The sequence below is a fragment of the Vibrio sp. QJM3NY_21 genome (genome assembly GCF_057785975.1).
The window spans coordinates 37,554-49,791 of the sequence record NZ_CM173513.1 but is presented as its reverse complement, the minus strand read 5'-3'; the positions used below and the strand labels follow the sequence as shown (position 1 = coordinate 49,791).

The 12,238-nt window shown below is 44.1% G+C and carries 8 protein-coding genes and 5 tRNA genes; 3 read left to right on the top strand and 10 right to left on the bottom strand.

Translation table 11 applies throughout. The features are described 5' to 3' along the window. Window positions 1-92: 92 nt before the first annotated feature. The 9 genes from AC3CID_RS00230 to AC3CID_RS00190 form a co-directional block, all read right to left on the bottom strand. Window positions 93-1,031 (bottom strand): ABC transporter permease, encoded by a 939-nt coding sequence (locus AC3CID_RS00230; protein WP_004735541.1) that lies wholly within the window; start codon window positions 1,029-1,031, stop codon window positions 93-95. A gap of 2 nt (window positions 1,032-1,033) precedes the next feature. Beyond that, the gene (locus tag AC3CID_RS00225; RefSeq protein ID WP_004735540.1) at window positions 1,034-2,011 is read right to left on the bottom strand and encodes an ABC transporter permease; all 978 of its coding nucleotides are present in this window, start codon (window positions 2,009-2,011) and stop codon (window positions 1,034-1,036) included. 180 nt (window positions 2,012-2,191) lie between these two features. Continuing rightward, window positions 2,192-3,745 (bottom strand): ABC transporter substrate-binding protein, encoded by a 1,554-nt coding sequence (locus AC3CID_RS00220; RefSeq protein ID WP_054548018.1) that lies wholly within the window; start codon window positions 3,743-3,745, stop codon window positions 2,192-2,194. A 94-nt stretch (window positions 3,746-3,839) separates the two neighbouring features. After that, the gene (locus AC3CID_RS00215) at window positions 3,840-5,567 is read right to left on the bottom strand and encodes a dipeptide ABC transporter ATP-binding protein (RefSeq protein ID WP_004735537.1); all 1,728 of its coding nucleotides are present in this window, start codon (window positions 5,565-5,567) and stop codon (window positions 3,840-3,842) included. Window positions 5,568-6,910: 1,343 nt separating this feature from the next. After that, window positions 6,911-6,987 (bottom strand) — tRNA-Pro (locus AC3CID_RS00210). Window positions 6,988-7,042: 55 nt separating this feature from the next. After that, a tRNA-His gene (locus AC3CID_RS00205) sits at window positions 7,043-7,118 on the bottom strand. A 44-nt stretch (window positions 7,119-7,162) separates the two neighbouring features. Next, window positions 7,163-7,239: transfer RNA gene (locus tag AC3CID_RS00200), tRNA-Pro, on the bottom strand. A gap of 77 nt (window positions 7,240-7,316) precedes the next feature. Then, window positions 7,317-7,392, bottom strand: a tRNA-His gene (locus AC3CID_RS00195). A gap of 49 nt (window positions 7,393-7,441) precedes the next feature. After that, window positions 7,442-7,518 (bottom strand) — tRNA-Arg (locus AC3CID_RS00190). 296 nt (window positions 7,519-7,814) lie between these two features. On the opposite strand from AC3CID_RS00190, the gene AC3CID_RS00185 reads away from it, so the two are divergent. Further along, window positions 7,815-8,228, top strand: a complete 414-nt coding sequence (locus AC3CID_RS00185; protein ID WP_054548019.1) for a c-type cytochrome — start codon at window positions 7,815-7,817, stop codon at window positions 8,226-8,228. A gap of 95 nt (window positions 8,229-8,323) precedes the next feature. Here the strand turns inward: AC3CID_RS00185 and rep are convergent, their stop codons facing one another. Beyond that, complete coding sequence (gene rep / locus AC3CID_RS00180; RefSeq protein ID WP_488526759.1) at window positions 8,324-10,342, bottom strand: DNA helicase Rep; 2,019 nt, start codon at window positions 10,340-10,342, stop codon at window positions 8,324-8,326. Between the two features lie 180 nt (window positions 10,343-10,522). On the opposite strand from rep, the gene AC3CID_RS00175 reads away from it, so the two are divergent. Both AC3CID_RS00175 and AC3CID_RS00170 read left to right on the top strand, forming a co-directional pair. Further along, window positions 10,523-11,104: a TetR/AcrR family transcriptional regulator gene (locus AC3CID_RS00175; protein ID WP_017076482.1), complete on the top strand. Its 582-nt coding sequence runs from the start codon at window positions 10,523-10,525 to the stop codon at window positions 11,102-11,104. Window positions 11,105-11,122: 18 nt separating this feature from the next. After that, entirely contained in the window at window positions 11,123-12,229 is a 1,107-nt protein-coding gene (locus AC3CID_RS00170; protein ID WP_065207387.1) for an efflux RND transporter periplasmic adaptor subunit, read from the top strand. Window positions 12,230-12,238: the final 9 nt, after the last annotated feature.

Below are 12,238 nucleotides of genomic sequence, written 5' to 3'. Positions count from 1 at the left end.
CTAAGTTCCAGATCCATTAAGCAAAAAAAGAGCCGTAATTGCTTACGGCTCTTAATTTAGTGACTTTTTTATCTAAAAATCAATCAGAGCTATCACCCTTTATAAATTTTAGGGTTAAACACGTCACGTAACCAGTCGCCTAATAGGTTAATAACTAGAACCAATGTTACCAAAAGCACACCTGGGAATGCTGTGATCCACCATGCTCCTGAGAAAATGTAGTTAAAACCTGTACTAATCAGAGCACCCAGTGACGGTTGGTCTACCGGAAGACCTAAACCTAGGAAAGAAAGTGCCGCTTCTGACATGATGGCATTTGCCACCTGTACCGTAGAGATAACCAAAATTGGAGATAAACAGTTAGGCAGAATATGACGGAACATGATGCGAGGCGCTCTAAAGCCCATCACACGTGCCGCTTCTACGTATTCTTTCTTCTTCTCTGCTAATACCGATGCACGGATAGTACGCGCATACTGTGGCCATTCTGCAATACCGATGATCACCACCAGCATAACAACGGCATATTGCGCGTAGAAGTCACTACCGAAACTTGCCTTAAAGATGGCCGAGACAATGATCGCAACCATCATGGTTGAGAACGAAAGCTGAACATCAGCAAAACGCATCAAGAAGCTATCAATACGGCCACCGAAATAACCCGCAGACAAACCAATGATGATACCAAGCGTCAGTTGTAGGCCTACCGCTAAGAAACCAATGGTCAGTGATAAGCGCGAACCGTAAAGCATAGTAGATAAAATATCACGGCCTTGCTCATCCGTTCCGAGCAAGAAACGTTCTTCGCCATCTTCCATCCATGATGGTGGAAGCTCTGAATCCATGATATCAATCGATGTCACGTCGTACGGGTCTGTTGGCGCTAGAATAGGTGCTGCTAATGCCATCACTAAAAAGATTGAGAAAATGGCGAAACTCACCATTGCCACTTTGTCGCGTAAGAAGTAATACACAATGTCTGATTGCTTAAAACGTTCCCAGCGAGACGGCACTGTCGATGTCTGTTCCATGATTATGCTCCTTTCCCTGTGATGTTAACGGTTGGGTTGATAACACCGTAAAGCAAATCAACAATCGTGTTAGTCACTACGAAAATAAGACCAACAAAAATAACGTATGCGGTAATCAGTGGTGTATCTACACGGTTGATCGCTTCTAAAAATAAGAAACCTGTGCCGGGCCACTGGAAAACCGTTTCAGTAAGAATGGTGTATGCCACCATAGTACCAATCTGAACACCACCAACAGTAAGAACCGGTAGCATGGTGTTTTTCAATGCGTGTTGATAATAGATTTTGTTTAGCGCTAGGCCTTTCGCTTTACCAAACTTAATGTATTCAGAACTTAGAACTTCTAGCATTTCAGAACGAACTAGACGAATAAACAGAGGCAGCATGATAGATGCTAGAGCAATGCTCGGCAGTACCAAGTGTGCAAGGCCATCGAGCGTTAAGAAGCCAGACTCCCAACCAAACCAGTTTGCAGTATCGCCACGTCCAAATGACGGTAGCCAACCTAGCTCAATAGAGAACACATACATCAGCATGATTGCAGTTAAGAAAACAGGTACCGAGATGCCGATACTACTGCCCGCCATGACCAATTTAGTGAAGAAACTTTTTGGGTGTATTGCAGAATAAACGCCTAATGGAATCGACAGACAAACAATAATCAGAGAAGCACCGAACACAAGTTCAAGCGTCGCGACCAATTTGTCTAAAATTACGTCCACAGCAGGGCGTTTAAAGAAATATGAAGTACCAAGATCACCTTGTAGGGCTGCGCCTATAAAGCGAGTATATTTTGTAACGAAGGGATCATTTAAGCCGAGTTCATCGCGTAGCGCTTGACGCTCCGCCTCTGAAACAGATTGACCGACTAACTCACGTAACGGGTCGCCCAGGTTATCCTGAATGGCAAACGCCACCAAACTGATCACAAACATCACTATCAGTGCCTGAAACAGGCGCTTGACCAGAAACGTAACCATTCCTTGCCCCTTATCTATCCATGACTGTCTAATCGAAATCCGCGACTAGACAACAAAAAATTCAGTCTTAAAAAAGGTATTTAGCCAGACTGAAGGAAGACCAAATACCGAAACTTAAATCTATATCTTAATAATATTGAGAGCCTGAAAGCTTCAGGCTCTCGATTCTAGCAAGCTAGATTATTTTACAACTAGGTCGCCGAAGTAAGGCATAACCATTGGGTTTACTACGTCTGCTGCACCTACGTTAGATTTCGCGCCCCACGCTTCACTTTGCCAGTGTAGAGGTACGAATACTGCATCGTTGTAAAGTGTTGCTTCAACGCCTTTCAGCATCTTAGAACGCTTAACAGGGTCAGTTTCAGTGTTAGAAGCTTCTACAATCGCATCCATTTCTGGGTTTGAGTAACCAGAACAGTTGTATTGACCACGGCCAGTCTCTTCGTTACGAGTCATTGTTAGGAACTCGTTGAAGTTAGCTGAATCTTCTGTATCTGAGTGCCAGCCGATCATCATCATGTCTGCTGAACATAGGTCAAACTCAGGCCAGTACTGTGCTTTAGGCATCGTCTTAAGATCAACTTTGATACCAATCTTAGACAGCATCGCCGCAGACGCTTGCGCTACTTTCGCATCGTTCACGTAACGGTTGTTAGGCGCTGCCATAGTTAGTGTAAAGCCATCTTCGTAGCCCGCTTCTTTCATCAGCTCTTTCGCTTTTTTCAGATCGTAACGAGGAACTAGATCTTCGTTGTGACCCGCGTAGCCTGTTGGGCTTTGCTGACCAGCAGCTGTCGCGAAACCTTTCATGATTTTCTTAACAATACCTTCATTGTTAATCGCATGAACGATTGCTTGACGAACGCGCACATCTTTCAGTGCTTCGTTGCTGTTTTGGTTCATTTGGAACGTAATGATACGAGTACCAGGTAGCGTTACTAGATCGATGTTCTTAGCGTTTTTAACACGCTTGTGATCGTTTGGTGCTACAGGATGAATCATATCCACGTCACCAGAAAGAAGAGCTGCTACACGCGTTGCATCTTCTTTGATTGGCACAAGTGTTAGCTTGTCTACGTTACCTTCAGTTTCTGTATCCCAGTAATCGTTGAAACGCTCGAACGTTACTTTAACGCCTTGCTCACGTTGAGTTACGATGAATGGGCCAGTACCTGAAACGTTAGTCGAAGCGAACGAGTTACCGTGCTTAACTAGCTCAGATTTATCATTACCTTCCGCTGTTTGACCAGAGTAAAACTTGCTGTCCATTGGGAAGATGTAAGTTGCTGTTTGTAGTACTAGTGGGTAAGCCGCTTTTGATACTAGCTCAACTGTGTAGTCATCCACTTTTACCATTTTTTCGTATGGCGTGAAGATAGACTTAAAGTCTGGAGAAGCTTGTAGACGTTCAAAAGTCCACACAACATCATCAGCAGTCAGTTCGTTACCAGAGTGGAATTTCACACCTTTACGTAGGTTAAAACGGAAAGTCGTATCATCAACACGCTCCCAGCTAGATGCTAGGCGGCCTTCAAAATCCATCTCTTGAGTGAAACGTACTAGAGGGTCAAACACCATGTGAGACATTTGCAGTGTGCCACCAGACAGCTGCTCGTGCGGGTCAAGTGATACCGGGTCAGCTGCGTAGCCAACGGTAATATCTGCTGCTGCTGCACTAAAGCTTAGGCCAGCTGCCATTAAAGCTACTGCTAATTTGCTTTTCATGGTTTTCATTGCATAACTCCTTCATGCGGGAATCCAGATCCCTAGTTGTTGTATTTGCGTCTGTTTATTGTTTTTAGCAAGCCAAACTCCAGCCTGCTGATTTTTATATCGCGGCTTTTGCCACTGCTTTTTCTTCTCTTAAACCCGTAAATTCAGGCATTAAAGAAATTAGGTGTTTGCTGTATTCATGCTGAGGCGATTGGAACAACTGCTCTGTTGGCGCTACTTCCAATAGCTCTCCCATTTGCATCACACCAACACGATCACACATTTGACGAATAACCGGTAAATCGTGACTGATGAACAGCATGGTTAGGTTGAGCTCGTCTTGTAAGTCTTTTAATAGATTAAGAATCTGAGCCTGTACCGACACATCCAGCGCCGACGTAGGTTCATCACAAATCAGAAGACGTGGGCGAGTTGCCAAGGCGCGAGCGATAGAAATACGCTGACGTTGGCCACCTGAGAATTCGTGTGGGTATTTAACTCCAGCCATCTTGCCTAAACCAACGTGCTCTAGCAGGTCGTGAACGATCTGACGAGTTTCATTCTCGTTGCGCGTAAGCTTATGGAATCGGATAGGTTCAGCAATGATGTCGAAGATCTTCATTCGAGGGTTCATTGATGTGTATGGGTTTTGGAACACCATCTGCATTTGGCGACGCATTGGGCGACGCTCTTTCTCAGACTTAAGCCCAGTAAGGTCAATACCTTCAAAGGTCACTTTGCCTGAGTTGGGTGCGTACAAGCCAGCAATCACACGAGCAATCGTTGATTTACCCGAACCAGATTCACCCACAAGACCAAAAGTTTCACCTTCGTGTACTTCAAAGCTCACATTGTTTGACGCCTGAACGTACTCACGACGACTCTCAAAGAAAGAATCCTTGGTGGTAAAGCGTAAGTTGACGTTTTCAACATTCAACAACGGGCCAGTGTAATCACGGTGATCTTGGCTTTGACCTAACCAGTGGTTTTTCACATCAAGTGGTTCCATCTCGTGCGCTTCTTCGATGTAGCTCACAAGAGGGAAACGATCGAGTTTACGATCTGAACGCGGAACCGCTGAGATAAGACTGTGCGTGTAAGGGTGTTCAGGAGTACCAAGGACTTTCGCCGTCGGGCCAAACTCAACTAAATCACCACGATACATAACCGCTACGCGATCGGTAACGTTAGATACGACACCCATGTCGTGCGTGACCAACATACAACCTACGTTCTTCTTAATACATAGGTCGCGAATTAAACCCAAAATCTGGTCTTGGATAGACACATCCAGTGCGGTTGTTGGTTCATCTGCGATGATTAAGTCAGGTTCACCTGCCAATGCGATCGCGATAACAACACGCTGACGCATACCGCCAGAGAATTGGTGTGGGTACTGCTTTAAACGGTTTTCTGGTTGCGGAATACCAACTTGGTTCATCAAGTCTAATGAGCGTTGGTAAGCTTCTTGATCCGAAACCTTCATGTTGGCATGAATCGTTTCTTTTAACTGCTGCTCTACTGTGAATAGAGGGTTAAGAGAAGTCATTGGGTCTTGGAAGATAAAACCAATCTTTGAGCCGCGAACAGAACGCATCTGTTCAGGAGATAAGCCAGAGACTTTTTCGCCATCCAAAAATACCTCGCCGCTAGCAATGCGACCAGGAGGGCTCAGTAGATCGATCACAGCATTGCCTACTGTTGATTTACCGGCACCAGACTCCCCTACAACGCCAACAATCTCACCACGTTCAATGTTGAACGAAAGCGATTTTACTGCTGCGTGAACTCCATGACGAGATGGGTATTCGATACGAAGATTTTTTACTTCTAAAAGTGACATTACCAGACCTCTACTGCTTTGGCAGCTCTCTGCCCTGTCTGCAAAATTGAATCCATTCTTACCAGAATATTGTTCTGATATTTTATACGGTTGACAATTTGGCAAATAATTCACAGAAAAGCAACAAAAATAGGATAAAAAGTCGACATTAAACGCTTAACAAGCAAAAGCACCACATAACTATTCACCCAGAGAGCATATAGTAATAAAAATCAACATTCTATTGTCGATAACAAATACTCACAAATCCCTTACTACCACTTACTTGTAGAGTTAAACCTATGGTTAAAAGCAGATCTCACTACTAGTCACTAAAAACAAATAATTATTCCAAAAAACAATTAACACTATAGAAACAAACACTAATTTTTGTCATTTAAGCAAACAAAACAACCAGATAGAAGCATATTAACCATATATATTACCCCTAACATCATTTCAACGAATACCAACCAGTGAAACGAAAAACTTACTAAAATGGAGACGATTTTGAGCGACTTGATGTAAAGAAAACTGTCAAATACAGGCCTTAGAGAACATATTTAGCGTCAAATTTCACTTTTCATAGAAATCTTTAGACCAAACCTATTAATTTGTCGAATGATTGGCGGTGAATTTTATATAAAATTAGATATCGATCAGCCCATTTAATAAAGCAGACACCTCTAGAAAGGCGCGATAATCTAGAAAAAAGGTAAGAGATCGCTTTATATAAAACGATGGATCTTGCGAAGGCTATATCAAACAAGACGTTGAAATATTTAGGGTATCAGTATTCAAAATCAAAAATAACTTCAACGACAGATGTCAAAAATCTCAACCTTTCGACTGAAGCCTCTATTGTGGTAAATAAAGAGAGATTCGGCACGGAAGCGCTTCCTGTGGCCTGACGAACCGCCGAGCTGCCGATCCAGCCCACGATCTTCTGGCCCCAACTATCTAAAATTCCTGATGTAAAAAAGCCCCGTCATTTCTGACGCGGACGGCTAGTTGAGGCTTCTTAAGTGATAGGTGAAGAGACATTCTTTGAACATCAGGCGAACCCCACTTGGGTTCCAATCTAGTGATCTACAGATGAAAAAAAAGCTCATCATTTCTGATGAGCTTTCTTAAAGGTGGTCGGTGAAGAAGGATTTGATGCGACTGGGCTTCCAGCCCCCGAATACACCATTATCTTTTCTCCAGATAGAAAGAAAGCTCATCAATTCTGATGAGCTTTCTTAAGGTGGTCGGTGAAGAGGGATTTGATCGGACTGGCGATCCAGCCCACGACCCTCTGGTCTCAAATTATCTAAATTCCAGGCGTAAAAAAGCCCCGTCATTTCTGACGAGGCTTCTTAAGGTGGTCGGTGAAGAGGGATTCGAACCCCCGACCCTCTGGTCCCAAACCAGATGCGCTACCAAGCTGCGCTATTCACCGAGACGTTTCGTTTGATTTCTCAAACTGGGAACTTCAAAGAAGTTACCAAAATTAATGGGGTGGCTAACGAGATTCGAACTCGCGACCACCGGAATCACAATCCAGGGCTCTACCAACTGAGCTATAGCCACCACTAATTTTTTATATAACCGCTTAAAAGCGATTATTGAAATAGTGGTCGGTGAAGAGGGATTCGAACCCCCGACCCTCTGGTCCCAAACCAGATGCGCTACCAAGCTGCGCTATTCACCGACTAATTTTGTATCGACTCTTGGGAATAATGAATCAACACTGGAAGCCGAAGCTACCGATATTTTGTAAAGAAAGAATGGGGTGGCTAACGAGATTCGAACTCGCGACCACCGGAATCACAATCCAGGGCTCTACCAACTGAGCTATAGCCACCATTATTTCTTTTTTGCCAATTTCTCACTTACCGAAGTAAGAGACCGGATGGCGCGCCTGAAAGGATTCGAACCTTCGGCCTTTGGCTCCGGAGGCCAACGCTCTATCCAGCTGAGCTACAGGCGCATGCCCTGTCGGCGGAGTGGAATAATACGTATATCACCCAATGCCGTCTAGTACTTTTTTAACTTTTTTTTCTGTTTGGTCTCTTTTTCGACAGTTAATATGTGATAAACCCCTTATTTGAGTACTACAACCCGCCACAGCTTATAAGTTGTTGTTTATTGCAACAACTTATCGGGATATAATCACCCATTATTTACATTGGTTTAACAGTTGCTCTTTGCTGGTGAAGCCAAAACACCCTCCAACACTATAAATTGGTAAGCACGTACTTACCTTGGGAATGTAAAGTGAGTTTAATGGATATGTCTCGTCGAATTTTAAGCGTTGTCATCGCAGTTTTAACCTTTTCAACTGGCGCAATGGCTTCAGGTCTTAGCGAAGCAGAGCAAGATGCAATTGCTGAACGCATCAAACCAGTTGGTCAAGTTTACCTAGTCGGCAGCGAACCAGTAGCCGCAGAACCAACAGGCCCTCGTGATGGCGCAACAGTTTACGGTACCTTTTGTATCGCTTGTCACGCATCTGGCGTAAGTGGCGCCCCTAAAACAGGTGATGCTGGTGATTGGGGACCTCGTATAGCTCAAGGTCGCGATATCCTAGCTAACCACGCAATCAACGGCTTTAATGCAATGCCAGCGAAAGGTTCATGTATGGACTGTTCAGACGACGAAATCAAAGATGCTATCGAGCACATGATTGCTGGTCTGTAATTTACCGATCTATAATTAAAAATGCCAGATTCAAAAAAGGTGACCCTATGGTCACCTTTTTATTTGTCTCTATTTAATGCTTTCAGAACCAGACGCTACTTTTTGTTGAACATCGCACGAATATTAGCAATGTGTGCCTGTCCTTTCTCCATTCTTTCTTCTGCGGATTGAGGCTTCTTCACGCTTTCCCACTCCACATCATCATGAGGTAACTCATCAAGAAAGCGACTTTGTGTTGGCTTAATCAATTCACCGTACTGACGACGTTCACGACACTTAGTAAAAGTCAGCTCTTTCTGCGCTCGCGTAATCCCTACGTACATAAGACGACGCTCTTCTTCTACATTACCTTCATCAACACTGGTTTGGTGTGGCAAGATGCCCTCTTCGGCCCCCATCAAGAATACATACGGAAACTCTAGGCCTTTCGAAGCGTGCAATGTCATTAGTTGAACTTGGTCTGCATCGTCATTATCTTCCCCACGCTCCATCATGTCGCGCAAAGTTAAACGTTGAACAACCTCTCGTAGCGTCTTCTCTTCTTTATCATAATTATCACCTTCGAGGTCGGCCACAATCCAACTATAGAGATCAGACACGTTCTTCATTCGCATCTCTGCGGCCTTCGGGCTTGGAGAGGTTTCGTAGAGCCAATCTTCGTAATTGATGTCACGAACCAAAGAGCGAACCGCCTCAACTGTATTACCACGTTCAGCATTATCTGAAATTCGAACAATCCAATCACCGAAGCGACGTAGGTTTTCTAAACCACGGCCCGTCAGCGTTTGCTCTAAACCCATTTCGAAGCTGGCTTCAAACAGACTTTTACCGCGCATGTTGGCGTAGCTGCCTAATTTTTCCAGCGTAACAGGGCCGATCTCACGACGCGGCGTATTCACAATACGCAGGAAGGCGTTGTCATCATCAGGGTTCACCAACACACGTAGGTAAGCCATGATGTCTTTAATCTCAGCTCTAGCAAAGAAAGAGGTACCACCAGAGATCTTGTAAGGCACACGGTTCTGCATCAAGGCTTTTTCAATCAAGCGCGATTGATGATTACCTCGGTAAAGTACTGCGTAATCTTTATATTCTGTGCGATTCAGAAACTTGTGGGCGATGATCTCGCCGGTAATACGCTCTGCTTCATGCTCTTCATTCTTAGCATTCAGTACCTTGAGCTTTTCACCGTCCGGGATCTCTGAGAACAGTGACTTTTCATAAACGTGTGGGTTGTTGGCGATCAAGATGTTCGCCGCACGTAATATTCGACTGGTTGAGCGATAGTTTTGCTCTAGTTTGATCAAACGTAGGTTCGGGTAATCCTCACCTAGCAGAACCAAGTTTTGTGGTTTTGCGCCACGCCATGAGTAAATAGATTGGTCATCATCACCTACGACCGTCAAACGACCACGTTCACCCACCAGTAAACGAACCAACTCATATTGGCTAGTGTTGGTATCTTGATATTCATCGACCAGCAAATAACGAATACGAGACTGCCAGCGTTCACGCACTTCTTGATTGGTTTTCAGTAGCAATACTGGCATCGCAATCAGATCATCAAAATCGAGTGCGTTATAGGCCTTCATCTGTTTCTGGTACATCTCAAAACAGAATGCAAACAACTGCTCTTGTTCACCTTGAGCTCTTGCTTTCGCCTGATCTGGCGTCAGCATGTCGTTCTTCCAATTTGAGATGGTACTCATCAAAGAACGCAGCAGATCCTTATCACCATCGATCTGTGTTTCGGTTAGTTCTTTAAGTAGAGCTAACTGGTCTTGGTCATCAAACAACGAGAAGCCCGCTTTCAGACCCAGCGCTTTGTATTCTCGGCGAATGATTGTTAAACCCATAGTATGGAACGTTGAAACGATCAGACCTTTAGATTCACCTTTACCGAGAGTTTGACCCACACGCTCTTTCATCTCACGTGCCGCTTTATTGGTAAAGGTTACCGCTGCAATATTACGAGCCTTGTAGCCACACTCTTGAACCAAGTAAGCAATCTTGTTGGTGATAACACGTGTTTTACCCGATCCAGCGCCCGCTAATACTAAGCAGGGGCCAGAAACATACTTCACGGCTTCATCTTGTCTTGGGTTCAGTCTCATTTGATTCTCAATTTGGTCTAGAGGGGCGAATTCAATTGCGCGCCTATAATAATGCTGCAATAGCACGAATGCTACGTTCTCTTATACAAGATTTTTACGGCGTTTGTGTAAAACTTTGTTGCACATGTGTATGGTTCTTGGGCTATAATGAATGAACGTTCATTCATTGGTGATGGAATAATGACAACTCATGCACCTCAGGATAAACGCCAACAAATACTTTCTGCCGCTGAAAAGCTCATTGCAGAGGTCGGTTTTCAAGGCCTTTCAATGCAAAAATTAGCAAAAGAAGCAGGAGTGGCTGCAGGCACTATCTACCGCTACTTCGACGATAAAGACCACTTGATCGATGATGTTCGAGTGCTCGTGACTCAACGGGTAGCAGATGCTGTTCAAGAAGGGGTTAATGATTCGGATCCAATTAAGCAACGCTATCGTACTATGTGGTTAAACATATGGAACTTAGCAGGAACGAACTTAGCCGCGATAAAAAATCGGGTTCAGTATGACTCTCTACCCATCAAAAATAGCCTAAACTTCAGGGAACTAGAACGTGAAATGTTTGCCCAAGTTGAGCTGTTATTTAATGAAGGTAAAGAGCAAGGACTGTTTAAACCACTTAATAACGAAGTATTAGGTGGCTTGAGCTTAGCGGCTAGCGTATCTCTAGCGCGAAAGCATTCTTTAGGATTTTACCAACTCGACGAGGCAGAACTAGAATCTGCAATAGAAGCCAGTTGGGATGCAATAATTAAACACTAGATCGGAGTTTTGACCATAATGAAAAAGTGGACTTTCTTCATGTTACTCATCGCTGTACTTCTTTTCGGCAGCGTTATTGGGTTCAACATGTTCAAACAACAAAAAATTGCTGAGTATATGGCCAACCGCCCTGAACCAGAGTTTCCAGTAACGGTTACTGAAGTTCAGCCGATCGACTGGGTTCCAGTAATTGAAGCTATCGGCTTCATCGAACCTAACCAAGGTGTCACGCTAGCAAATGAAACCAGCGGTGTTATTGACCAAATCTCCTTTGGTTCTGGTACTGATGTTAAAAATGACCAACTTCTTGTTCGCCTTGATTCTGGCGTAGAAAAGGCAAATCTAAAGAGTTCTGAAGCTCGCCTGCCTGCGGCAAAAGCAAAATACAAACGCTACCAAGGCCTGTATAAGAAAGGTTCTATTTCAAAAGAAGCATACGATGAAGCAGAAGCAAACTACTACTCTCTATCTGCTGATATTGAAAGCCTAAAAGCATCTATCGAACGCCGTGAAATTCGTGCTCCTTTCGATGGCAAAGTGGGTATTCGTAACGTGTACTTAGGTCAATACCTGCAATCAGGTACAGATATCGTTCGTTTAGAAGATACCAGCGTGATGCGCCTACGCTTTACGGTATCTCAAACAGATATCTCTCGTATCAATGTTGGTCAGGCTATCGACATCTTTGTTGATGCTTACCCAGAGAAACCGTTTGAAGGCTCTATCAGTGCAATCGAACCCGCAGTTAGTATCCAAAGTGGTCTTATTCAAGTTCAGGCAGATATTCCAAACAATGATGGCCAACTTCGTAGCGGCATGTTCGCTCGCGCTAACATCATTCTGCCTAAGCTAGAGAACCAAGTAACGTTGCCTCAAACAGCGATTACTTTCACTCTATATGGTGACAATGTTTACATCCTGACGGAAGAAGACGGCGTTCAACGTGTTGCTCAACATGTTGTAAAAGTAGGTGAGCGTACCGCTGAGATTGCACACATCCTTGAAGGCGTTAAAGCCGGCGATACGGTTGTAACTTCTGGCCAAGTACGTCTAAGTAACGGTGCCAAAGTTAAGGTTGTTGAAAGTGATGCAATCACTCCACCATCTGAAACACCTAAGCTGTAACTGGAGGCA

Coding starts and splice junctions, on each gene's coding strand:
- AC3CID_RS00230 (WP_004735541.1), bottom strand. CDS start 1,031: ATGGAACAGACATCGACAGTGCCGTCTCGCTGGGAACGTTTTAAGCAA.
- AC3CID_RS00225 (WP_004735540.1), bottom strand. CDS start 2,011: ATGGTTACGTTTCTGGTCAAGCGCCTGTTTCAGGCACTGATAGTGATG.
- AC3CID_RS00220 (WP_054548018.1), bottom strand. CDS start 3,745: ATGAAAACCATGAAAAGCAAATTAGCAGTAGCTTTAATGGCAGCTGGC.
- AC3CID_RS00215 (WP_004735537.1), bottom strand. CDS start 5,567: ATGTCACTTTTAGAAGTAAAAAATCTTCGTATCGAATACCCATCTCGT.
- AC3CID_RS00185 (WP_054548019.1), top strand. CDS start 7,815: ATGGATATGTCTCGTCGAATTTTAAGCGTTGTCATCGCAGTTTTAACC.
- rep (WP_488526759.1), bottom strand. CDS start 10,342: ATGAGACTGAACCCAAGACAAGATGAAGCCGTGAAGTATGTTTCTGGC.
- AC3CID_RS00175 (WP_017076482.1), top strand. CDS start 10,523: ATGACAACTCATGCACCTCAGGATAAACGCCAACAAATACTTTCTGCC.
- AC3CID_RS00170 (WP_065207387.1), top strand. CDS start 11,123: ATGAAAAAGTGGACTTTCTTCATGTTACTCATCGCTGTACTTCTTTTC.